23 protein-coding genes are annotated in these 23,432 nt (G+C 57.9%); 18 read left to right on the top strand and 5 right to left on the bottom strand.

The annotated features are described in order from the left end of the window. The first annotated feature begins 1 nt into the window (after position 1). The 17 genes from LG203_RS01330 (at position 2) to LG203_RS01410 (ending at position 16,974) form a co-directional block, all read left to right on the top strand. A complete protein-coding gene (locus LG203_RS01330) occupies positions 2-154 on the top strand; it encodes a hypothetical protein (RefSeq protein WP_230344151.1) in 153 nt (50 codons plus the stop codon). A 17-nt stretch (positions 155-171) separates the two neighbouring features. Beyond that, complete coding sequence (murD, locus tag LG203_RS01335; protein WP_230344152.1) at positions 172-1,554, top strand: UDP-N-acetylmuramoyl-L-alanine--D-glutamate ligase; 1,383 nt, start codon at positions 172-174, stop codon at positions 1,552-1,554. Next, the gene (gene ftsW / locus LG203_RS01340) at positions 1,551-2,714 is read left to right on the top strand and encodes a putative lipid II flippase FtsW (RefSeq protein WP_230344153.1); all 1,164 of its coding nucleotides are present in this window, start codon (positions 1,551-1,553) and stop codon (positions 2,712-2,714) included. The genes murD and ftsW overlap by 4 nt, the downstream gene beginning before the upstream one ends. After that, entirely contained in the window at positions 2,711-2,977 is a 267-nt protein-coding gene (locus tag LG203_RS01345; RefSeq protein WP_230344154.1) for a hypothetical protein, read from the top strand. Before ftsW ends, LG203_RS01345 begins: the two co-directional genes overlap by 4 nt. Further along, positions 2,974-4,080 carry an undecaprenyldiphospho-muramoylpentapeptide beta-N-acetylglucosaminyltransferase gene (gene murG / locus LG203_RS01350; RefSeq protein ID WP_230344155.1) on the top strand — a complete coding sequence of 369 codons (1,107 nt, stop codon included), beginning with the start codon at positions 2,974-2,976 and terminating at the stop codon, positions 4,078-4,080. Before LG203_RS01345 ends, murG begins: the two co-directional genes overlap by 4 nt. Beyond that, on the top strand, positions 4,077-5,474 hold the full coding sequence (murC, locus tag LG203_RS01355) for a UDP-N-acetylmuramate--L-alanine ligase (RefSeq protein WP_230344156.1): 1,398 nt from the start codon (positions 4,077-4,079) through the stop codon (positions 5,472-5,474). Before murG ends, murC begins: the two co-directional genes overlap by 4 nt. Beyond that, positions 5,471-6,403: a UDP-N-acetylmuramate dehydrogenase gene (gene murB, locus LG203_RS01360; protein WP_230344157.1), complete on the top strand. Its 933-nt coding sequence runs from the start codon at positions 5,471-5,473 to the stop codon at positions 6,401-6,403. The genes murC and murB overlap by 4 nt, the downstream gene beginning before the upstream one ends. After that, complete coding sequence (locus tag LG203_RS01365; RefSeq protein ID WP_328486274.1) at positions 6,404-7,366, top strand: D-alanine--D-alanine ligase; 963 nt, start codon at positions 6,404-6,406, stop codon at positions 7,364-7,366. Next, on the top strand, positions 7,356-8,111 hold the full coding sequence (locus LG203_RS01370) for a cell division protein FtsQ/DivIB (protein WP_230344158.1): 756 nt from the start codon (positions 7,356-7,358) through the stop codon (positions 8,109-8,111). Before LG203_RS01365 ends, LG203_RS01370 begins: the two co-directional genes overlap by 11 nt. A 37-nt stretch (positions 8,112-8,148) precedes the next feature. After that, the gene (ftsA, locus tag LG203_RS01375) at positions 8,149-9,387 is read left to right on the top strand and encodes a cell division protein FtsA (protein WP_013441291.1); all 1,239 of its coding nucleotides are present in this window, start codon (positions 8,149-8,151) and stop codon (positions 9,385-9,387) included. A gap of 80 nt (positions 9,388-9,467) precedes the next feature. Further along, a complete protein-coding gene (ftsZ, locus tag LG203_RS01380) occupies positions 9,468-10,640 on the top strand; it encodes a cell division protein FtsZ (RefSeq protein ID WP_230344159.1) in 1,173 nt (390 codons plus the stop codon). 243 nt (positions 10,641-10,883) lie between these two features. Continuing rightward, complete coding sequence (gene lpxC / locus LG203_RS01385; RefSeq protein ID WP_230344160.1) at positions 10,884-11,813, top strand: UDP-3-O-acyl-N-acetylglucosamine deacetylase; 930 nt, start codon at positions 10,884-10,886, stop codon at positions 11,811-11,813. A 16-nt stretch (positions 11,814-11,829) separates the two neighbouring features. Then, positions 11,830-12,012, top strand: coding sequence for a hypothetical protein (locus LG203_RS01390; protein ID WP_230344161.1), 183 nt, complete (start codon positions 11,830-11,832; stop codon positions 12,010-12,012). A 137-nt stretch (positions 12,013-12,149) separates the two neighbouring features. Next, the gene (locus LG203_RS01395; RefSeq protein WP_230344162.1) at positions 12,150-14,117 is read left to right on the top strand and encodes a lytic transglycosylase domain-containing protein; all 1,968 of its coding nucleotides are present in this window, start codon (positions 12,150-12,152) and stop codon (positions 14,115-14,117) included. A 2-nt stretch (positions 14,118-14,119) separates the two neighbouring features. Continuing rightward, positions 14,120-15,067 (top strand): complex I NDUFA9 subunit family protein, encoded by a 948-nt coding sequence (locus LG203_RS01400; RefSeq protein WP_230344163.1) that lies wholly within the window; start codon positions 14,120-14,122, stop codon positions 15,065-15,067. A 13-nt stretch (positions 15,068-15,080) separates the two neighbouring features. Further along, positions 15,081-16,304, top strand: coding sequence for a multifunctional CCA addition/repair protein (locus tag LG203_RS01405; protein ID WP_230344164.1), 1,224 nt, complete (start codon positions 15,081-15,083; stop codon positions 16,302-16,304). Positions 16,305-16,620: 316 nt separating this feature from the next. Further along, positions 16,621-16,974 (top strand): PEP-CTERM domain protein, encoded by a 354-nt coding sequence (locus LG203_RS01410; protein WP_230344165.1) that lies wholly within the window; start codon positions 16,621-16,623, stop codon positions 16,972-16,974. A 152-nt stretch (positions 16,975-17,126) separates the two neighbouring features. On the opposite strand, the gene slmA is transcribed toward LG203_RS01410, so the two are convergent. From slmA to argB, 3 genes are all read right to left on the bottom strand, one after another. Then, the gene (gene slmA, locus LG203_RS01415; RefSeq protein WP_230344166.1) at positions 17,127-17,690 is read right to left on the bottom strand and encodes a nucleoid occlusion factor SlmA; all 564 of its coding nucleotides are present in this window, start codon (positions 17,688-17,690) and stop codon (positions 17,127-17,129) included. Positions 17,691-17,771: 81 nt separating this feature from the next. Continuing rightward, positions 17,772-18,401: a pyrimidine 5'-nucleotidase gene (locus LG203_RS01420; protein WP_230344167.1), complete on the bottom strand. Its 630-nt coding sequence runs from the start codon at positions 18,399-18,401 to the stop codon at positions 17,772-17,774. A 13-nt stretch (positions 18,402-18,414) separates the two neighbouring features. Further along, positions 18,415-19,299: an acetylglutamate kinase gene (gene argB, locus LG203_RS01425; protein ID WP_013441302.1), complete on the bottom strand. Its 885-nt coding sequence runs from the start codon at positions 19,297-19,299 to the stop codon at positions 18,415-18,417. Positions 19,300-19,390: 91 nt separating this feature from the next. Between argB and LG203_RS01430 the strand changes: the two genes are divergently transcribed. Beyond that, positions 19,391-21,061 (top strand): formate--tetrahydrofolate ligase, encoded by a 1,671-nt coding sequence (locus LG203_RS01430; RefSeq protein ID WP_230344168.1) that lies wholly within the window; start codon positions 19,391-19,393, stop codon positions 21,059-21,061. 139 nt (positions 21,062-21,200) lie between these two features. Here LG203_RS01430 and LG203_RS01435 read toward each other — a convergent pair whose 3' ends face one another. Next, positions 21,201-21,626 carry an Hsp20/alpha crystallin family protein gene (locus LG203_RS01435; protein WP_230344169.1) on the bottom strand — a complete coding sequence of 142 codons (426 nt, stop codon included), beginning with the start codon at positions 21,624-21,626 and terminating at the stop codon, positions 21,201-21,203. Positions 21,627-21,742: 116 nt separating this feature from the next. Beyond that, entirely contained in the window at positions 21,743-23,314 is a 1,572-nt protein-coding gene (argA, locus tag LG203_RS01440) for an amino-acid N-acetyltransferase (RefSeq protein ID WP_230344170.1), read from the bottom strand. Between the last annotated feature and the right edge of the window lie 118 nt (positions 23,315-23,432).

Consider the following 23,432-nt stretch of genomic DNA (forward strand, 5'->3'; position numbering starts at 1 on the left):
TATGAAGACGAAGCGCACGATATTTTGTGTTGGGGGAGACTCACATGCGAGTCAGGGCTCGCATGTGATGGCGACACCAAACCAATATATCCGCTTCTGGATCATCACCATGATGCTGGTGCTGGTCGGCTTATCCACATTGAAACTGCGTTAAGGAAAACAAAGACCATCATGCGCGATCTTGCAGGCAAACAGGTGCTGGTGCTGGGGCTGGGTGATACCGGCCTTTCGGCCTTGCGCTGGCTGCGCGGCCAAGGCGCCGTGCTGTCTGTTGCCGACTCGCGCACGACGCCGCCCAATCTCGATACGCTCAAGGCGGAGTTCCCGCAGCTGACGGTATATACCGGGCCGTTCCGTTCGTCCATGTTCAACGCGGCCGACCTGGTGGTCATCAGCCCCGGTGTGGCGCTGGCCGAGCCGGAAGTGCAACAGGCGCTGGGCAATGGTATCCAGGTTGTAGGCGATGTCGAGCTGTTTGCCCAGTTCCGCCCGCGTAGCAGCAAGGTGATCGCGATTACCGGTGCCAATGGCAAGACCACCGTGACTACGCTGGTGGGCGAAATGTGCAAGGCAGCCGGCCTGAAGACCGTGGTGGCAGGCAATATCGGCTTGCCCGTGCTCGATGCCCTGCGGCAGGTGGAAACCGACGGCGCACCCGATGTCTACGTGCTGGAGCTTTCCAGCTTTCAGCTCGAAACCACGAGCAGTCTGGCGCCAGACGCGGCCGCCGTGCTGAACGTGACCGAAGATCATATGGATCGTTATCCCGGCATGCCGGAATACGCCGCCGCCAAGGCACGCATACTCAAGGGTGCTGGCGTACAGGTGCTCAACCGCGAAGATGTCTGGTGCCGCGACATGGCCTTGCCGGATCAGCCCGTGGTGACCTTTGGTCTGGATCTGCCTGTCGAATCCAATGCCTATGGCCTGTTGGCCCTGCACGATCAACTCTGGCTGGCACAAGGTGCTCACCCCATTCTCCATGTGGAAGAGCTGCGTATCCCTGGCTTGCACAATGCGGCCAATGCCCTGGCAGCGCTGGCTCTGTGCCGTGCCATCGGACTGGATTGGTCACCATTGCAGCATGTGCTGCGCGAATTCAAAGGCTTGCCACACCGGGTGGAGTGGGTAGCCGATCTGCATGACATTGCCTTTTACGATGATTCCAAGGGTACCAATGTGGGCGCGACCTGCGCAGCGCTGGCTGGCTTGCCACGCAAGGTGGTGCTGATTGCCGGTGGCGATGGCAAGGGCCAGGATTTCAGTCCGCTGCGTGAGCCGGTAGACCAGAATGCCCGCGCTGTGGTGCTGATCGGCCGTGATGCCACACTGATAGAGGCCGCTTTGCAAGGCAGCCCGGTGCCACGCCTGCACGCGGAGTCTATGGAAGATGCGGTGCAGCAGGCCTACGCCGCCGCCGTGGCCGGCGACGCCGTTCTGCTGTCACCTGCTTGCGCCAGCTTCGACATGTTCCGCAATTACGCCCATCGTGCCGAAGTCTTTATCGCCGCCGTGGCTGATCTGGTGACGCGTCACGAGGAGGTCCAGTCATGATGATCACCCTCGGCAGCCGCGAGCGTTTCAATAGCGCCACCTACGACCAGGGCCTGGTCTGGGTCACACTGATATTGCTGGGCATTGGCCTGGTGATGGTGTACTCCGCCTCGATCGCATTGGCCGAAGCAGACAAGGCCACCGGCCATCAAAGCACCTATTTCCTGATCCGTCAGGCCATATTCATCGTTATCAGCCTGGGGGCTGGGCTCATGGCCTTCCAGGTGCCGACAGCCATGTGGCAGAAAATGGCCCCTTATCTTTTCCTGACCGGCATTGCGCTGCTGGTGCTGGTGCTGATCCCCGGGGTGGGCCGCAATGTGAATGGCAGTCAGCGCTGGTTGTCGCTGTTCATCATCAATCTGCAGCCATCGGAATTCATGAAGCTGTTTGCCGCCATTTACGTGGCGGATTACACCATCCGCAAATCGGCCGTGATGGACAGCTTTACCAAAGGCTTCCTGCCCATGGTGTTTGTCATGCTGCTGGTGGGCTGGCTGCTGCTGCGCGAGCCTGACTTTGGCGCATTTGCCGTCATTGCCGCCATTTCCATTTCCATCCTCTGGCTGGGTGGCATCAATGGTCGTATTTTTGCTGGCCTGCTGACCCTGTTACCGATTGCCATTGTCGGCCTGATCTGGAGTTCGCCATACCGTCTGCAGCGTGTGATCGGGTTTATGGACCCCTGGGCTGATCCGTTCGGCAAGGGCTATCAACTGTCGCACGCACTGATCGCCTTTGGTCGCGGCGAGTGGTTTGGTGTCGGCCTGGGCGCCAGCGTGGAAAAACTGCTTTATCTGCCCGAAGCCCATACCGACTTCCTGCTGGCCGTGATCGCCGAGGAGCTGGGCTTTGTCGGCGTCATGGTTGTGATCGCGCTCTTCGCCTGGCTGATTCTGCGCGCCTTTGGCATCGCCAAAGAAGCCATCGGTAACGAGCGTTACTTCTCAGCCCTGCTGGCCCAAGGCATAGGGGTGTGGATCGGCGTGCAGGGCATCATCAATATGGGCGTGAACATGGGGCTCCTGCCCACCAAAGGCCTGACCTTGCCGCTACTCTCATTCGGCGGTAGCGGCATCCTCGCCAACTGCATCGCCCTGGCCGTGCTGCTAAGAATCGATTGGGAAAACAGACGCCTGCAGAAAGGATTGCCAGCATGATGACGCGGCCTTCCGTAATGATGGTGCAGGAGACTCAGGCGTCTGTTTCGGCGAAGGCTAACTGGCGCATGCCAGTTAAGCGCAGCGGCCGTAGCCAAAACGCCAAGCCTGCAGAAAGGATTGCCAGCATGATGACGCGGCCTCCCGTAATGATGGTGCAGGAGAATCAGGCGTCTGTTTCGGCGAAGGCTAACTGGCGCATGCCAGTTAAGCGCAGCGGCTGTAGCCAAAACGCCAGCCTGCAGAAAGGATTGCCAGCATGAGCAAGACGCTCCTGATCATGGCGGCTGGCACGGGCGGGCATGTGATGCCTGGTCTGGCAATTGCCGATGTGATGCAGCGTCGCGGCTGGCAGGTGCACTGGCTGGGCACGACGCATGGCATGGAAAACCGCCTGGTGCCGCCCAGTGGCATTGCCATGACACGGCTGGATTTTTCCGGGCTGCGCGGCAAGGGTTGGCTGCATACCGCCAAGGGCGTATTCAAGCTGCTGGCCGCCACATGGCAAGCCTGCAAGCTGATCAACCAGTTGCAGCCCGCCGCAGTGCTCGGTATGGGCGGCTATGTGACCGTGCCGGGTGGCTGGGCTGCCCGCTTGTGCAAGGTGCCGCTGGCACTGGTGAATGCGGATGCAGCGTTGCTGATGTCGAATCGCGCCCTGGCCAAGTCCGCCAATCGCATCCTGTTTGGTTTTGAAGGCGGCGAAGGCGGCCTGGGTGGCATGGCCGTCAAGGCCCGTGTGACAGGCAACCCTGTGCGCGCTGCGATTGTGGCAGTGCCTGCGCCGGAAGAGCGTTACGCCAAACGTCAGGGCCCGCTGCATCTATTGGTGGTGGGCGGCAGTCTGGGTGCGCAAGTGCTGAATGTAAACCTGCCACGTGCGTTGGCGCTGATTCCCATGGAGCAGCGCCCCACGGTAACCCATCAGTCTGGGGCTGATCAGGTGGATATGTTGCGGGCGGCCTATGCCGCTGCAGGCGTAGAAGCTGAGGTGCTGCCTTTTATTGAAGACATGGCCAAGGCGTATAGCGAAGCAGATGTACTGGTGTGCCGCGCCGGTGCCATTACGGTGAGTGAACTGGCAGTGGCAGGCGTGCCTTCCATCCTGGTGCCACTGGTAGTGTCGACCACTTCGCACCAGCGTGACAACGCGGCCTGGATGGCGGCGCAAGGCGCTGCCGTGCATCTGCCGCAGCAGGAAATGACACCGCAACGTCTGGCCAATTTGCTGCAGGAACTGAATCGCACGCGGCTGCTGGAAATGGCGCTGGCAGCGCGCAGTCTGGGCCGCCCACAGGCGACCGAGACCATCGCCAATGAACTGGAAAGTATGGCCCTGGCATCCCGGGGTGGAGCTGCGATATGAAACATAAAGTGAAAAACGTGCATTTTGTCGGCATAGGCGGCTCGGGTATGAGCGGTATCGCCGAGGTGCTGCTGAATCTGGGCTTTGGCGTCAGCGGGTCTGACCTGGCGAGCAACGCCACCACCCAGCGCCTCAATAGCCTGGGTGCCAAGGTGTACCAGGGCCATGAAGCCGCGCATCTGAGCGATGCTGATGTCGTGGTGGTGTCGAGTGCGGTGAACGAGAGCAATCCGGAAATCATCGCCGCCCGCGCCAGCAATACGCCGGTGATTCCACGGGCGCTGATGCTGGCCGAGCTGATGCGTTTCCGGCAGGGCATTGCCGTGGCAGGCACGCATGGCAAGACCACCACCACCAGCCTGATCGCCAGCATTCTGGCCGAAGCGGGCATGGACCCGACCTTTGTCATCGGTGGTCGTCTGGAAGCCGCCAGCGCCAATGCGCGCCTCGGTACCGGTGAATTCATCGTGGCGGAGGCAGATGAGTCCGACGCTTCATTCCTGCACCTGTCGCCCGTGATTTCGGTGGTCACCAATATCGACGCCGATCATATGGATACCTACGGGCACGACTTTGAAAAGCTCAAGGGCGCGTTTGTCGAGTTCCTGCAGCAGCTGCCCTTCTGGGGCATGGCCGTGCTGTGCATTGATGACCCCAACATCCGGGCCATTTTGCCCAGCGTGACCAAGCCGATCATGCCGTATGGCTTTTCGGAAGATGCCCGCATCCGTGGCAAAAACGTGCGCGCGGATAACGGCACCATGCACTTCACGGTGCAACGCATTAACGGCGTGACCACCGAGTTTGATGTCACGCTCAACCTGCCCGGCAATCACTACGTGCTGAATGCCCTGGCGGCGATTGCCGTGGCGAGCGAACTGAATGTACCCGATGCCGCCATCATCAAGGCGCTGCGTGAGTTCAAGGGTGTGGGGCGCCGCTTTGAGCGCTATGGCGAAGTGCCAGCCCGCAATGGCGGCAAATTTACGCTGATTGATGACTACGGCCATCACCCGGTGGAAATGCAGGCGGTGATTGCCGCTGCCCGTGGCGCATTCCCTGATCGCCGTCTGGTGCTGGCCTTCCAGCCGCACCGTTACACGCGGACCCGGGATTGCTTTGAGGATTTTGTAAAAGTGCTGTCGAGCGCCGATGCCGTGTTGCTGAGCGATGTATATCCGGCAGGTGAAGCGCCTATCGTCGCTGCCGATGGTCGTGCGTTGGTACGCGCCATTCGCGTGGCAGGCAAGGTGGAACCCTTGTTTGTCGAGACGACCGCCGAGTTGCCAGAAGCCATTCTGGGCGTAGCGCAGGATGGCGATGTGGTGATTGTGATGGGCGCAGGCTCGATTGGCCAGGTGGCCGCCAAGACACGGGAGGCCGCGACGGCATGATGGCCCAGCAGATCCCCATGCAAGGTGAACTGATGCTGAATGCGCCATTGGAGCGCTATACCAGCTGGCGCGTGGGTGGTCTGGCGGATCGTTTGTATATTCCGGCGGGGCTTCAGGATTTGCAGCAATTCATGCGCACGATGAGCAAGGACGAGCCCGTGCATTTCATTGGTCTCGGTTCCAATCTGCTGGTGCGCGATGGCGGTGTGCGCGGCACGGTGATCGTGATGCATAACGTACTGACCGGGCTGGAGATGGTGAATGGCGAGCTCTATGCCGAAGCGGGCGTGACCTGCGCCAAGCTGGCCCGCTTCAGCGCCCGGCAAGGCTTGCAGGGGGGTGAGTTCATGGCAGGCATTCCCGGCACCGTGGGCGGTGCGCTGGCCATGAATGCAGGCTGCCATGGCGGCGAAACCTGGGACATCGTGCAGCGTGTGCTGACCATGGACCGTGAGGGCGAATTGCATGAGCGCAACCGTGCCGAGTTTCATGCCAGCTATCGGCATGTGGCGCTGGCTGGTCAGCCTGAGCATTGGCTGGGCGAGCAGGAATGGTTTATTGCCGCGTGGTTCAGTCTGGCGACGGGCGATGCGGAAGAGGCTGAGCAAAAGATCAAGCAATTGCTGGCAAGGCGGCTCGCGACACAGCCGCTTAACCAGCCGAATGCAGGTTCGACCTTTCGCAATCCGCCAGGCGATTATGCCGCGCGGCTGATTGAAGAGTGCGGCCTCAAGGGTTACCAGATTGGTGGGGCGCAGGTATCGGAAAAGCATGCCAACTTCATCGTTAACCTCGGTGGGGCAAGGGCGGCAGAAATTGAACAGCTGATTGCGCATATGCGCGAGTCGGTAAAAGCCAAGTTTGGCATTGAGTTGCAGCAGGAAGTAAGAGTGATAGGCGAGACGGAAACAGGAGAGCGGGAAGTGTAAATGCGCAGGATAGCCTGCAAGGCTTACCTGCAAACACATGAACCAGCGGATGTGATGATGAAAAATTTTGGAAAAGTGGCGGTATTGATGGGCGGGCGCTCCGGCGAACGCGAGGTCTCCCTGAAGAGCGGCGGTGCGGTGCTGGCTGCCCTGTTGCGTCAGGGCGTGGAGGCTGCTGCCTTTGATCCTGCCGAGCGCGATTTGCATGAACTGCTGGCATTTGATCGCGTGTTTATCTCGCTGCATGGCCGCTTTGGTGAAGATGGCACGGTGCAAGGCGCACTGGAGTTGATGGGCATTCCCTACACCGGCAGTGGTGTGCTGGCCTCCAGCGTGGGCATGGATAAATGGCGTACCAAACTCTTGTGGCGCTCGGCGGGGATTGCAACGCCGGACTTTGAGCTGCTGGATGCCAGCAGCGACTTTGCCGCCGTGGAGCAGCGCCTGGGTCTGCCACTGTTCGTCAAGCCAGCCAATGAAGGCTCCAGCATCGGCATCAGCAAGGTCAAGCAGTCCGGCCAACTGAAAGCGGCATACGAACTTGCCGCCAAGTCCGATCCACTGGTGATCGCCGAGCGTTTTGTCGGTGGTGGCGAATATACCGTGGGCATTCTGGGCGATGAAGCTCTGCCCATCATCCGTATCGTGCCGGCCAACGAATTTTATGACTTTGAAGCCAAGTATCTGCGCGATGACACGCAGTACCTGTGCCCATGCGGTTTGCCCGCCGAGCAGGAAGCCCGCATCCGCGCTGAAGCGCTGCAAGCTTTCCGAGCCATTGGTGGCCGTGGCTGGGGCCGTGTGGATTTCCTGATGGATGAAAGCGGTCGCCATTACTTCCTGGAAGTGAATACGTCGCCGGGCATGACAGACCACAGCCTGGTGCCGATGGCCGCCAAAGCCAATGGCATCAGCTTTGACGAATTGGTGATCCGCATACTGGAGTTGGCGCGTGTGGGATAAACCCCAGGTCCTGAACTGGATCGCTAACTTCCTGTTTGCGCTGGCGGCGGTGCTGATGCTGTATGGCGCGTTGTTTGTGGTGGTGCACCTGCCGATATTTCCTATTCGTCAGGTGCGGGTGGATGGCTCGCTGGACCATGTGACGCGCGAGCAGATCAAGCTGATTGTCAGCCGCCACTTGCAGGGGAATTTTTTCACAATGGACCTGGAGCAGGCGCGCAGTTCGTTTGAAAAACTGCCATGGGCAAGGTCGGTGACTGTACGCCGCCGCTGGCCGGACAAGCTGGAGGTGACGGTAGAAGAGCATAGGGAGCTGGCACGCTGGGGCGATATTGCGCTGGTGAATACCTATGGTGAGCTGTTTCATGCGGCTTCGGATAGCGACCTGCCGGTGTTTTATGGTCCCGGTGATGGCGTACATGAAGTCGCCGAGCACTACGGCAAATACAGCCAGTTATTGGCAACAGCGGGCATGCGCGTCAGTGAGCTGGTATTGACGCCGCGGCGCGCATGGCAGATACGCACTGACAAAGGCATGGTGATTGAGCTGGGGCGTGAGCAGATGGATGAGCGGCTGGAAAAGTTTGCGGATGTATACCAAGGCACGCTTTCCAAGCTTGGCATAGCGGTGCGCTATGCCGATTTGCGATATCCGAACGGGTTTGCAGTACGCAAGCCTGAGACAGGCAAGGACGGGAAACCGGCCACGAACGAGCCGATAACAGCCAAAGCGCGGGCGGCATAAGCACCACAATGAATGAATTGAAATACTGGAGAAATCAATGAGCAGGGTTAGAGATGATAAGAATCTTATCGTCGGACTGGATGTCGGCACATCGAAGATCGTCGCCATTGTGGCGGAGTTGCAGCCCGACGGTGGACTGAAAGTCATTGGTCTCGGTCAGCATGCCTCGCGCGGCTTGAAAAAAGGCGTGGTGGTCAATATCGACTCCACCGTGCAGGCCATCCAGCGCGCGCTGGAAGAAGCCGAACTGATGGCGGACTGCAAGATCAGCACGGTGTTTACCGGTATTGCCGGCAGCCATATCAAGAGCCTGAATTCGCATGGCATGGTGAAAATCAAGGATGCCGAAGTCACGCAGATGGATGTGGACCGCGTGATTGAAACGGCGCGTGCGATTGCATTGCCATCCGATCAGCAGATTCTGCATATCCTCACGCAGGAATTCATTATCGACGGCCAGGAGGATGTGCGCGAACCGCATGGCATGAGCGGCATGAAGCTGGAGGTGAAGGTGCATATCGTCACCGGCGCCGTGGCCGCTGCGCAAAACATCGTCAAATGCATCAAGCGCTGCGGTCTGGAAGTCACGGACCTGATTCTGCAACCGCTGGCTTCCAGCATGGCGGTGCTGACCGAAGACGAAAAAGAGCTGGGTGTTTGCCTGGTGGATATCGGCGGCGGTACGACGGATATTGCCGTGTTCAAGCAAGGCGCGATTCGCCATACCGCGGTGGTGCCGATTGCCGGTGACCAGATTACCAATGACGTGGCCGTGGCGTTCCGCACGCCTACGCAATCCGCCGAGGAAATCAAGATCAAGCATGGTTGTGCCTTGCGCCAGCTGGCGGATCCACGCGAAGTGGTGGAAGTGCCCGGGGTGGATAACCGTGATCCGCGCGAATTGTCGGTGCAGACCCTGGCGGAAGTCATCGAGCCGCGCGTGGTTGAGCTGTATGAGTTTGTACTGGGCGAACTGCGTCGCAGTGGTATGGAGGAGATGATTGCTTCCGGCATTGTCATCACCGGCGGCTCCGCCATGATGCGCGGCATGGTCGAGCTCGGTGAAGAGATTTTCCACATGCCGGTACGTCTGGGCATGCCGCGTTATGTAGGCGGCTTGTCAGAAGTGGTCGGCAATCCCCGCTATGCAACAGGCGTCGGCCTGGTGCTGATGGGCAAGCAGCAGATCGAGCGTCAGCTGCAAGGGCAAATGGAATCCACGTCCTTGAGCCAGATTTTCAGCAGGATGAAGAGCTGGTTCCAGGGCAATTTTTAGTGGCAGGCAGTAGCAGCTTCAGTAGTAGATCGTGATTTACAGGCAGATTTTGTTAGGCAGACAACAAGGAGGATGTACAGATGTTTGAAATTATGGACAGGGACTCGCAAGAGGCGGTTATCAAGGTTATCGGCGTGGGTGGTTGCGGTGGCAATGCCGTTGCCCACATGATCGAAAAAGCGGTAGGGGGCGTGGAGTTCATTTGCGCCAATACCGACATGCAGGCATTGAAGAAAAGCAATGCCAAGACCGTGCTGCAAATTGGGACGGATATTACCAAGGGTCTGGGCGCTGGTGCTCGTCCTGAAATCGGCCGCGAAGCCGCACTGGAAGACCGTGATCGCATCGCGGAAGTGATTGATGGCGCGGACATGCTGTTCATCGCCGCTGGCATGGGCGGTGGCACCGGCACCGGCGCTGCTCCTATCATTGCCGAAGTGGCCAAGGAAATGGGCATTCTGACCGTTGCTGTCGTGACCAAGCCATTTGCCTTTGAAGGCAAGCGCACCAAGGTTGCACAAGAAGGGTTGGAGGAACTTTCCAAGCATGTGGATTCTCTGATTATCATCCCGAACGAGAAGCTGATGCAGGTATTGGGTGAAGATGTGCCTTTCCTCGAAGCATTCCAGGCCGCCAACGACGTGTTGCATAACGCCGTGGCCGGTATTGCCGAAATCATCAATTGCCCAGGTCTGGTCAACGTCGACTTTGCCGACGTGCGTACCGTGATGTCCGAAATGGGCATGGCCATGATGGGTTCCGCACTGGCTACTGGTCCAGATCGCGCTCGCATTGCCGCTGAGCAGGCCGTTGCCAGCCCGCTGCTGGAAGATGTGAATCTGGCTAACGCCCGTGGGGTTCTGGTGAACATCACCGCCAGCACCTCGTTCAAGATGAAGGAATATTATGACGTGATGAACACCATCAAGGCGTTCACTGCAGAAGATGCGACCGTCATCGTGGGCAACGTGGTGGATGAAAGCATTGGGGATGGCTTGCGCGTGACCATGGTAGCTACTGGTCTGAATGGCATTGTGGCGGGCCGTCGTCAGCAAAAACCTGAATTGCGCGTCATGACGCAGGTGCGTGATGGTACGACCAACCAGCCGATGTTTGTGGGTGGTGGCGTTGTGGAAGACGAAAGCCCAGCGGTATTCAGCAGCAACGGCCGCCGTGCTCAGGTTGAAGCGATGAAGCTGTCTGGTGTGGAGGAATACGATATTCCTGCCTTCCTGCGCAAACAGGCTGACTAGCCAGTACAGCATCAACGTCTGACCTGGTGTCGTCAGGACGCAGGCTGTCAGCGTTGATGCAGGGGGCAACCCCGAATGTAAAAGCCAGTAAAACAGGCGAAAACCATGGGGTTGTCGCCTGAGGAAAGCTGCCGGCTATGGCGGCGCATATGCTATGATGTTGAAATAATTGAGGTTAATGCCGCAGTGTTTAACGCTGCGGCCCAAGTGTTAACGGGTTGTATACCCAGGGTGTAAGAAATCATGTTGAAACAACGCACACTGAAAACCGTGATCCGCGCCACCGGCGTCGGGCTGCATACAGGAGACAAGGTCGAGATGACCTTGCGCCCGGCTGCGCCCGATACCGGAATTGTGTTCCGTCGTGTCGATCTGCCCGATACGGCGGCATTCAAGGTGCAACCTCAATTCGTTACCGATACCCGTTTGTGCTCAGCCTTGGAGCATGGCGGCAGTCGCGTAGCCACCGTCGAGCATTTGATGTCAGCCCTGGCCGGCCTTGGTGTAGATAATGTACAGGTCGACCTGACCGCCGGCGAAGTGCCCATCATGGATGGCAGTGCCGGTCCGTTTGTCTTCCTGCTGCAGCAGGCAGGGATAGTCGAACAGCCTGCGCTCAAGAAATTCATTCGTATCAAGAAAACGGTGGAAGTCCGGGATGGCGACAAGTGGGTGCGGTTTGACCCCTATTTCGGCTTCAAGCTGGACTTCACCATCGATTTCAATCATCCGGTGTTTGAACACAGCGGCAAGCGCGTCGTGATTGATTTTGCCGATAACTCCTATATCAAGGAGATCAGCCGTGCGCGTACTTTCGGCTTCATGCATGAAGTCGAGTATCTGCGATCCAACGGCCTGGCACGTGGCGGTAGTCTGGATAATGCCATCGTGCTCGATGAATACCGCGTGCTGAATAATGATGGCTTGCGCTATGACGATGAGTTCGCCAAGCACAAGGTGCTGGATGCCATTGGCGATCTCTATGTCCTGGGCCATCCGGTAATAGGCGCGTATACCGCCTATAAATCTGGCCATGCCATGAACAATCAGCTGTTGCGCGATCTGTTGGCCGATCAGGAAGCGTGGGAATATGCCACCTTCGAGCGTACCGAAGAAGCGCCTAGTGGTTTTCAGGCGCCCATCGGCATGCCACCTGTATTGCAATACGCCTGAAATCGGGTAAACCCTGATGCTGGTCCTGCGACTTTTACTGGTCATCGGGGTTATCGCGGTGGCTGTCTCCCTGGCGGTTTACCTGCTGTCTGGCGATAAACGCTACCTTCGCTTCTCCTGGCAATTGATCAAGTTCACGGGTGTTTTGCTGTTCGTGGCTGCTGTCATCATGGCCATGGGCCGCATTATTCTGTTCTGATTTCATTGTTGTAACTCCCAGGTCTCTGGACTTGCTTGCCTCGGCAGATTGCGTGGCAAAACCGGTCCTATTCGTGCCCCATAGCCAGTAGCCCTGTGCTATGCTTTTCTCAGTAGTAATCGACACAGGCTTTACCCATGCAACGGTACTCCGCAGTTTTCAGTTTTGCTTTCATGCTCATGGTGTCCACGGCGGCGTCTGTACTTCTTGTGCCCGCAGCGCATGCTGCCAGCAACGAGGAGTTGTTCAACGATGCCCGCATCGCCTACAAAAACCGGGATGACCTTACCCTGGAACGTGACTTGCAACAGATGCAGGCACAAGACTATCTGCTCGCCCCTTATGCCGATTACTGGCTGATGCTGCTGAGACTCAACCAGTCCGACAGCCAGACGGTACGCACTTTTCTCTCTCAATACGCCGATATGCCATTTGCCGACCGCGTGCGCGGCGAGTGGCTCAAGGGCCTCGCCAAGCGTCAGGAATGGACCACCTTTTTCGATGAGCTGCCTGCCCTGAAGCGGGATGACGCCGGGGTCAGCTGTTATGCGCTTGAAGGCCGTGCCATACGTGGCGATAGCGATGCCCTGGCGGAAGGCCGGACACTCTGGATGAGCACCGCCGAGCAGCCGGTCAATTGCCTCGCCTTGTACGATCGCATGCAGAAAAGCGGAGCCCTGAGCAATGACCTGATCTGGGAAAAGTTTCGCCTGCTCATGGCTGATAACAAGGTGAGTCCGGCCAAACTGGTGGCACAGCGCATATCAACGATGGATGCCGCTGCGCTCAAGCTGCTGGACAAAACCTATCAGAATCCGCAGCAAGCACTGGAAAAGAAAACACTGAGTCTGAAAACCCGCTATGGCCGCGAGCTCAATCTTTATGCCCTGGACCGCCTGGCTCGCACGCAGCCCTTGTATGCGCTGGATATGTGGCAAAAGCTGCAAGCATCGTTCGAGCCCGCCGAGCAGGATTATTTCTGGAGTCGGTTAGCCCTGCATGCCGCGCGGCGTCATGACCCTGCCGCGCTGAGCTTTTATGACCGCGTGCCTGCGGCTGCCCTGGATAAGGAACAGATGGCCTGGAAAGCGCGCGCCGCGCTGCGTGTCAGTGATTGGTCGCGATTGCTGAACACCATTGCTGAAATGCCAGCTACGCAGCAACAGGAAGCCGCCTGGCGCTACTGGAAAGGCCGCGCGCTGAAGGAGCAAAAGCAGATCCCTGCCGCCAATGCCCTGCTGGTACCGTTGTCGCGTGAGCGGAGCTATTACGGCCTGCTGGCGGAAGACGAGCTGGGCGACGTGCTGAGCGCGGTACCTGCCAGCTATCGGCCCACCTCGGCAGAAGTGGAAGCCGTGAGTGCTGTCCCTGGCATACAGCGTGCGATGGAGCTGCAGCGCTATGACATGCGCTGGGAGTCGCGCACCGAGTGGGCCGCAGCGACCACGGGCTTTGATGACAAGCAGATGATTGCCGCTGCCGAACTGGCCGCCAAGCAGGAGTGGTATGACCTCGCGATTATTACCGCCGACAAGACCACCAGCACGCACGATTTTTCCTTGCGCTACCCTACGCCCTATCGCGAAATCGTGCGCGGATTTGCCAAGGAACAGGGGCTGGATGAAGCCTGGATTTATGGTTTGACCCGTCAGGAAAGCCGCTTCATGCACTATGCCAAGTCGGGCGTAGGTGCTTCCGGCCTGATGCAGGTGATGCCGGCCACCGCCAAGTGGATCGCCAAGCGCATGGGGCTGGATAATTACCAGAACACCATGATTCACCAGCTGGATACCAATGTGCAGCTGGGGACTTACTATATGCGTTACACGCTGGACCTGATGGGCGGGCAATCCCTGATGGCAACGGCGGCCTATAATGCAGGACCGGGGCGCGCCCGGCGCTGGATGGCGGATCAACCGCTGGAAGGGGCAATCTATGCCGAAACCATTCCTTTCAGCGAGACGCGCAACTATGTGCAGAAGGTCATGGGCAATGCTTATTATTATGCGCATCGCCTGGGCACTAAAATACTAAGCCTCAAGCAGCGGCTCGGCACAGTGGGCGGCGGCGGAGGGGTTATGACGACGGAAGAGGCGGAAAACTAAGCATGAAAATAAAACAAATATGTGTACTCGGAGGTTCCGGCTTTGTCGGTAGCGCAATCGTTCACCGTTTGAGTGCAGCCGGTTATCTGGTCAAGGTGTTGACGCGTCGGCGTGAAGCCAGCAAGCATCTGATTTTGCTGCCCAATGTGCAGGTGGTGGAGTGCGATGTCATGGATGACCAAGCGCTGCGTACGCATCTGACAGGCTGCGATGGCGTGATCAACCTGATAGGCATTCTGCATGAAAGTCGCAAGGCCAGCTTTGAGGCCATGCACGCCGAGCTGCCCAGCCGGCTGGTGCAATTATGTGTGAAGCTGGGTGTCTGTCGCCTGCTGCACATGAGCGCCCTGCAGGCGGCGCCCGATGCGCCCAGTGCCTATCTGCGTTCCAAGGCAAAAGGCGAAGCTGCAGTGCTGGCGAATGCGGATCGCCTGAATGTCACCATTTTCCGTCCATCGGTCATTTTTGGCCGCAATGACAGTTTTCTCAATCTGTTTGCCAGCCTGGTCAAGCTCATGCCTGTGGTCGCCCTGGCGAAACCCCAGGCCCGTTTTCAGCCAGTATGGGTGGAGGATGTAGCCCAGGCATTTGCCAATGCCATTGAAAATGCCGAGACTTTTGGTCAGGTATACGAATTGGGCGGCCCACGCGTGTACACCATGAAAGAGCTCATTCTGTTCGTCGCGTTTGTACTCGGCAAAAAGCGCATGGTGGTTGGACTGAATGACAAACTTTCCTATCTGCAAGCCTACGCCCTGGAAAAAATGCCGATCAAGCTGATGACGCGCGACAATTTGAGCTCCATGGAGGTGGATAGCGTGACCAGTGCGCCTTTCCCCGCCGTGCTGGGCGTAACACCTACCGCGCTGGAAGCCGTGGTGCCTGAATACCTGACCAATGACACGCCACGCAATGCCTATAACCGTTTTCGCGGCCTTGCTGGGCGCTAGGTCTTAGTTGCTCATGCAAACCTTTGTTGTGGGCGGGGCCGTACGTGATGCCTTGCTGGGCCTGCCCGTGCAGGATCAGGATCATGTAGTGGTCGGCAGTACGCCTGCGGAGATGGAGGCGGCAGGTTTCCGCCGTGTCGGCAAGGATTTCCCTGTCTTCCTGCATCCGGATACCCATGAGGAATACGCGCTGGCCCGCACTGAGCGCAAAACTGCCAAGGGATACAAAGGTTTCGAGGTGCATGCCTCTCCTGATGTCACGCTGGAGGAAGATCTGGCACGACGCGATCTCACCATCAATGCCATGGCGCGTGCGGATGATGGCAGTCTGATTGATCCCTACCATGGCAAGGCGGATCTGGATGCGCGCATATTGCGGCATGTCAGCCCGGCATTTGCCGAAGACCCCGTGCGCATCTTACGGGCAGCGCGTTTTGCCGCAAGATTTACCGAATTTAGCCTGGCTCCCGAAACCCTGACCCTGATGCAGCAGATGGTCGCGGATGGCGAGGTGGATGCCCTGGTGCCGGAACGTGTCTGGCAGGAGTTGGCCAAGGGTCTGATGGAGGTTAAACCCTCGCGCATGTTTGAGATGCTGCGTGCCTGCGGGGCCTTGCAGAAAATATTTCCCGAGCTGGATCGCTTGTGGGGCGTGCCGCAACCGGCACAGCATCATCCCGAAATCGACACTGGCGTGCATGTCATGATGGTGATTGATTATGCGGCCCGCCAAGGGTATTCATTGGCGGTACGGTTTGCCGCACTGACGCATGATCTGGGCAAGGGCACGACGCCGCCGGATATTTGGCCACGGCATATCGGCCATGAATTGCGTAGCGTGGATCTGCTCAAGGATGTGGTCAAGCGCCTGCGCGTGCCCAATGATTGCCGCGAGCTCGCGCAGCTGGTAGCCAAGTTTCATGGCAAGGTGCATCAGGTCAATGCCATGCGGCCAGACACCTTGCTGCATTTTTTTCAGGAGCTCGATGCCTTGCGCCAGCCGACACGATTTGAGGAATTTCTCAAAGCCTGCGAGAGCGACTCACGTGGCCGTGCCGGTTTTGAGCACAAAGCTTTCCCTGAGGCCGCCTATCTCAAACACCTGCTACATGCCGTGCAGCAAGTCGATGCTGGCGCCATTGCCCGACAGTTTTCCCACCCGGAAGAGATCAAAAGTGCCGTATTCGCAGCCAGGCTGAGTGCCTTGCAGGAAGTGTCGGCCGTCCGCCATTCCTGAAAAGCGTCACCATGCGGTGACACTTTCAGGCGCGGCGAATAGGACATGGCTTGGCTATCATTCAGCCCACCTTCAATGCAAGCCAAGAGGGACGCCAGTTGCAGGCAGGTGGCACGCGTATGGTTGTGGATCAGGCATGCATGTGGTGCATATTGTTCGCGCTTTGTGCATGCCAGCCAGAACACCGTCTGACGGGTGATATAAATCGCTGCATTTAAGCGCTGTTTGACGATTTTTTGCCTGAAACATGTGATGGGTGAGAGTTGGCACGACGATTGCTTAAGTTACACCAAACGTAACTTAAGGAGCCTGCACCATGAAACGAGCACTTGGTACTACCTTGATCGCCGCGGTTGTCGGTCTTTCCCTTACTCACGCCGCGCTGGCCGCAGAGATGTCGGACAGCCGGGCACCTGCCAACTTCAATATGAGCGAGCCGGTAGCGTTGACCAACAATACCGCGACCTTGCTGGCCATGGCAGACACTGGTCGCACTGACCGGTTTTCCATGACGGGAACTGCGGATGCCAATATTCTGTTTGATGCGCCAGTGGTGCCAACCCAGTCGACAGAGCTGGCATTGCGCCCTGTGCCAGAACCCAAGGCGGTGATGCTGCTGACGGGCCTCGGCTTGCTGATGTTTGTGGGGTATCGCCGATCACGACTGTAGTCGCTGAGTCGATAGCATTCATTGGCTGTTTCTAACGGCGATAAAAAAGGCGGACATGTTCCGCCTTTTTGTTTTTGAGTCACCTTGGGTGAACGCGTGTTTTTACCGACGGGTTGAACCGCTGTTCTGTCAGGTAAGCTGTTTTATTTGTTTTATTGGTTAACAAGTAGCCCGAGTTGTTGCTGTACAAACTCCATGGGTTTGCGCTTGAATCCGCTTTTGGCAAATTGCTGCCAGCGACCCACGACAAAACACAGCATCAAGTTAGCCTTGGCCTCAGGCTGCAGTTCACGCCCGGTCTGGGTTTCTGCAATACGCAGGCTTTGCTTGAGGGTGGACTCAATGCGATCAAACAGCTGATTGATACGGGTTTGCAGCGCGTCATCTTCATTCACCAGCGCGTCACCGATCAGTACACGCGTCATGCCCGGATTTTTTTCCGCAAACAGCAGCAGGATGGTCACAATGCGCTGAGCCTGTTTCATGCCCTCTGTTTCTTCCGTGGTGATTTTGTTGATCAAGCCAAACAGGGTTTGCTCGATAAACTCGATCAGGCCGCCAAACATCTGGGCCTTGCCAGCGAAGTGACGATAAAGCGCCGCTTCAGACACATTCAGGCGAGCAGCCAGAGAGGCGGTAGTAATCTTTTCGCGCTTGGGCGTTTCCAGCATTTTTGCCAGCGTTTCCAGAATTTGTTGTTTGCGTTCTCCAGCCATTGCTCATCCTTGCTAGGTAATCAGGTTAGCGGATTTTAGGGGAAAACGTCGTTCAGTGAAATAGCTGACTGCTTGCTGTTTCTATATTGTGTGACGAGTAAGCGCTAACACGCTGTTTAGTCTGGCGGATACATAACACGGCTTGTGCAGGCGGCGGGTGATGTGCACGGTTTTCATGCCCAGGCGACGGGCAGTGCGCAATGCGGGCACATTATCTTCGACCATGATGCACTGGCCGGGATTTGCATGCAGGGTGCGCAGCAAGCTCTGAAAGCCGCGCACGGAAGGCTTGGGGTGGAAGCGGGTGGACTCGACACTATGCACAATCTCGAACATGTCTTCCACGCCTATCAGCTTGAGTACGCGCAGTGCGTATTGCATGGGGGCGTTGGTGAACACGACTTTGCGACCAGGCAGGCGCAGCAGGGCATGACGCAAGCGTCTGGCATGGACCACCATGTCGGGCAGGTGCATCAGCTCGTGCGTGCGTAGCAGAAAATGGTAGGGGTCAGTGCCATGGTGGCGCATGAGCCCTTTCAGCGTGGCACCATAAATACGCCAGTAACGCTGGCGCAAGGCATGGGCTTCTGTCTCGTCTAGCGCCAGGGTATCCATGATGTATTGCGTCATGGCCTGATTGAGGTGCGGGAAGATATGGGCGGACGCGTCGTGCAGCGTGTCGTCCAGATCAAAGATCCAGATAGGGCGCAAGGGGCTGACTGCTTTACTTCGCCTTGATCAGGGTGCCTACCCCTTCATCGGTCAGCACTTCCAGCAGCAGTGCGTGTTCAACCCGGCCATCGATGATGTGTACCGATTTGACGCCGCTGCGGGCCGCATCCAGCGCCGAGCTGATCTTGGGCAGCATGCCGCCGGAAAGGGTGCCATCGGCTACCAGATCGTCAATCTGCTTGGGTGTCAGGCCGGTCAGCAGATTACCTTCCTTATCCAGCACGCCAGGCGTATTGGTCAGCAGGATGAGTTTTTCTGCGCCCAGGATTTCGGCCAGCTTGCCAGCCACGACATCGGCGTTGATATTGTAGGTTTCGCCTTCGGTGCCCACGCCGATAGGCGCGATCACCGGAATAAAGTCGCCGCTATCCAGAAACTGGATCAGGCTGGGGTCGATGCCGCTGATTTCCCCGACCTGGCCGATGTCGATCATTTCGTCAGGCTTGTCCTTGTTGGGAATCATCAGCTTGTGCGCATGGATAAAGTTGCCATCCTGCCCGGTCAGACCCACAGCCTTGCCGCCGTTACGGTTGATCAGGTTGACGATTTCCTTGTTAACCTGGCCGCCCAGCACCATTTCCACGATATCCATGGTTTCTTCATCGGTCACGCGCATGCCCTGGATGAACTCGCCTTTTTTGCCCAGGCGGTCCAGCAGCTCATTGATTTGCGGGCCGCCGCCATGGACGACGACGGGGTTCATGCCAACTAGCTTGAGCAGCACGACATCGCTGGCAAAGCATTCCTTGAGGTGTGGGTCGGTCATGGCGTTGCCGCCGTATTTGATGACGATGGTCTTGTCAAAAAAACGTTTGATGTAGGGCAGGGCTTCCGCGAGGGTCTGGGCTTTTTGCGCGGAGGTGGTGTCGTTCAGCATGTGGTGTCTCGGCGTTGGCAATGCTGTGCATTTTACCTTGAACGGCTGCATTTGAGATGGTGTAATCTGCTAAAAAACAAGGGGTATGGCGATGACATCTGATATTGAAATTGCGCAGCAGGCCAGCATGCATCCCATGGAGGACATCGCGGCTCGTTTGGGGCTGCCTGCCACGGCGCTGGAGATGTATGGCGCCCACAAAGCCAAGGTCAATCTGCACAAGCTGCCCGTGCCTGCGGACGGGAAGCTGGGCAGGCTGATTCTGGTCAGCGCCATCAGCCCGACTCCTGCTGGCGAAGGCAAAACCACCACCACCATTGGGCTGGGCGATGCCTTGCAGCGCATAGGAAAATCGGTGTGCATCTGTTTGCGTGAGCCTTCCATGGGACCGGTATTCGGCATGAAGGGTGGGGCGACGGGTGGTGGTCACGCGCAAGTCATGCCGATGGAAGATATCAACCTGCATTTCACTGGCGATTTTGCCGCGATTGCGGCGGCGCATAATCTCCTCGCCGCTCTCATTGATAACCACCTTCATCAAGGTAATGCGCTCGGACTGGATATACGGCGCATTACCTGGCGCCGGGTGCTCGATACCAATGATCGTGCACTGCGCCAGGTCGTGGTCGGGCTGGGCGGCAAGGCCAATGGCTATCCGCGTGAAGATGGCTTTGACATCGTAGTGGCTTCCGAAGTCATGGCGATTCTTTGCCTTGCCTCTTCGCTGGCCGATCTCAAGCGCAGGCTGGGCAATATCGTGGTGGGCTATCGCGCGGATGGACAGGCGGTGACGGCGGGGCAGTTGCAGGCGCAGGGGGCCATGGCCGTATTGCTGAAAGAGGCGATCAAGCCCAATCTGGTGCAAACGCTGGAACATACTCCGGCTCTGATACACGGCGGCCCGTTTGCCAATATTGCCCATGGCTGCAACTCGGTGCTGGCGACGCGGCTGGCAATGCAGCACGCCGATTATGTGGTCACCGAAGCAGGGTTCGGTGCCGACCTGGGTGCCGAAAAATTCATTGATATCAAATGCCGCAAGAGCGGCCTGCGGCCGCAGGCTTGTGTCATTGTGGCGACTGTGCGGGCGCTCAAATATCACGGCGGCGAGCCGCTCGCTGCTCTGGCGCAGGAGAGTCTGCCCGCCCTCAAGCAAGGACTGGCCAATTTGCAAAAGCATGTGGAAAACGTCAGCACGCATTACGGCCTGCCCTGTGTGGTGGCGCTGAATCGCTTTGCGCAGGATACCGAGACGGAGCTGGCGCTGGTGCAGGCCTGCATGGCAGAGCAGGGCGTAAATGTGGTGATGTGTACGCACTGGGCTGATGGGGGCGCCGGGGCGGAGGCGCTGGCACATGAAGTGGTGCGACTGGCAGCGGGTGCGTCAGCCATGCGTTTTGTCTATGCGGACGAAGATACGCTCTGGGAAAAGCTGCGCAAGCTTGCAACCACGGTGTATGGGGCTGCCGATATTGCGGCGTCTGCCCAGGTCCGAGCGCAATTGCAGGCTTGGCAGGAGGCCGGTTACGGGCATTACCCCGTCTGTGTGGCAAAGACCCCCTATTCCTTCAGTACCGATGCTGCTCTGCGCGGAGTGGCTGTTGGCCATACCCTTACCGTGCGCGAAGTCAGGCTATGTGCCGGCGCCGAGTTTATCGTGATGATTTGCGATGGCGTGAACACCATGCCGGGCTTGCCCGCCGAGCCTGCGGCGAATCGTATTGATATTGATGATGATGGGCGGGTGAGCGGTTTGTTTTGATCCGACCTGTTTAAGGCTGGCGCGTTTCACATGTGTACGAAAAAGTCTTATGGGAATAAAAAAGAAAAGCCCCGGTGATATGCCGGGGCTTCGCTCCCAGGCGACTTGTGATCACGCTGGGCATATTGCGGAGGGGTGCTTAATTGATGGTGAGTTTTCTGGCGCTGGTTGCCGCTTTTTTCGGCAGCACCAATTGCAGTACGCCATCCCGGTACTGGGCTTCGGCGCGACTGTCGTCAAGTTCATTCGCCAGCTCAAAACTGCGCGACAGTTTGCCGTAGTGACGTTCGCTGCGTAGCAGTCGTCCGCCTTCCTTGACATCCTGTTCGCGTCTGGATTCCGCACTGATGGCCACGCGATTGCCATCAATCGTGACGTGGATGTCTTCTTTTTTTACGCCGGGCAGATCAGCATGCACGGTGTAGTGGTCGTCGTGTTCTTGCACGTCAATTTTCAATACGGCGGAGCGCTCTGCGCTGACTGGACGGAAAAAGCCCTTGAAGACATCGTCAAACGGATCCGGGGCGCTGACGGTGAAGGGATCGAAACGGGTAAGGTTGGCCATGTTTAATCTCCTTTAATGACATTGGGAATTGTGTTCCTGTTGTCATTAATGGGATCGGGCTTTTTATTTTCAAGCCCTTACCCGTATCTATATTTCGCCGCCCTGCGGTCTGGCTTTTACAGTTGCTTGGTAAATACCTTGGAGCGGCGTTGCAGGTTGTAAAGCTGCTGCCGCTGCTGCGGCAAGGCGTTCACATCGCGCTCGATGAATCCGCGCTCTTCAAACCAGTGCTCGGTGTGGGTGGTCAAGACAAATACCGATTTCAGCCCTTGCTCTTTGGCAATGCTTTCGCAATATTGCAGCAGCCTGTCGCCACGTCCGCCCCGGCGATAGGCATGATGGACCGCCATGCAGGCGAGCTCTGCGGTTTTTTCTTCGGGGAATGGGTAAAGCGCCGCGCAGCCGATAATGCGGCCATCGTGTTCCATGACATGAAAGCGGCTGATTTCCATCTCCAGCCGTTCGCGACCGCGCCGCACCAGCACGCCTTCGGCTTCCAGTGGTTCTATCAGTTGCAATATCCCGCCCACATCGCCAATTTCCGCTTCGCGCATGGATTCCAGCGGCTGCTCGGTCACCATGGTGCCAATGCCGTCATAGGTGAACAGCTCCTGCAGAATCGCGCCATCAATATGGCGGCTGATCAGGTGGGTGCGGGCCACCCCTTGGTCGCAAGCACGCACGGCGGCCGGCAGGTAATACGCTTCATCTTCGCTGAAATTTTGCGCGCCACTGCCCTGGGTGTTGTTTTCCACATTGCGTAGCAGGTTTTTGGCTTTGAGCGCGGTCATTTCACGCAGCAGTTCGCCGCGTACGTTGTGTACGCCATTGGCATCCATCAGGAAGATCAGCTTGTCTGCATCCAGGGCGGCCGCGGCGCTCACGGCCACATCTTCCAGCGTCAGGTTGAATACTTCGCCGGTTGGTGAATAACCCAGTGGCGATAGCAAGACCAGTTCGCCATCGTCCAGCCGTTTCTGGATGCCAATGGCATCGACCTTGCGCACCGTGCCCGTATGTTGGAGATCCACGCCATCGCGCACGCCCAGGGGCCGTGCCGTGACAAAGTTGCCGCTGGCAACGCGGATATCCGAGCCCGCCATCGGGGAGTTGACGATGCCCATGGAGAGCTGGGCCTCGATTTCTACCCGAATCGCGCCGTTGGCTTCTTTTACAGCTTCCATGGCTTGCGCGTCGGTCACCCGCAGGCCATTGACCAGACGGGTTTCGATGCGGGCGCGCTTCAGGCGCGATTCGATCTGAGGGCGGGCGCCATGTACCAGCACCAGCCGCACTTCCAGGCTGGCGAGCAGGTTAAGGTCATGCGACAGGGCGGTAAACTGTCCGTCTTCAACGACTTCGCCACCAAAGGCGATCACAAACGTCCGGCCGCCAAAGGCATGGATATACGGCGCAGCCGAGCGGAACCAGCGCACAAAATCCTGTGGATGCTGCATGGGGCGCGGTGTTGTCGCGGGGGTGGTGGCCGTGTCGGCCTGTGCGTATAGCTGGGCGGGTGTGCAGTCCAGTGCATGACACAGCTTGCGCAGCATGGACTCGGAAACCCCTTGCGCCCCGCGCTCGATGCGGGAGAGGTTGCCGCTATCGGTGCCTACATTGGCAGCGAGTGTTTGCAGGGTGAGTGCGAGGGTTTTGCGCCGTTTGCGGATGGCTTGGCCGAGCGACATGGCAATGTCCTTTTATGTAATGCGCAGACTTTATATAAATTTTGCGTAATTTGCAATTAATGAAATGGAGCTCTCTTGCCGAGTGGCAAGGGCGATGCTATAAACAGCGTTGATTTGC

Origin of the sequence: Methylovorus mays, assembly GCF_020531915.1 — a bacterium.
GTDB lineage: Bacteria > Pseudomonadota > Gammaproteobacteria > Burkholderiales > Methylophilaceae > Methylovorus > Methylovorus mays.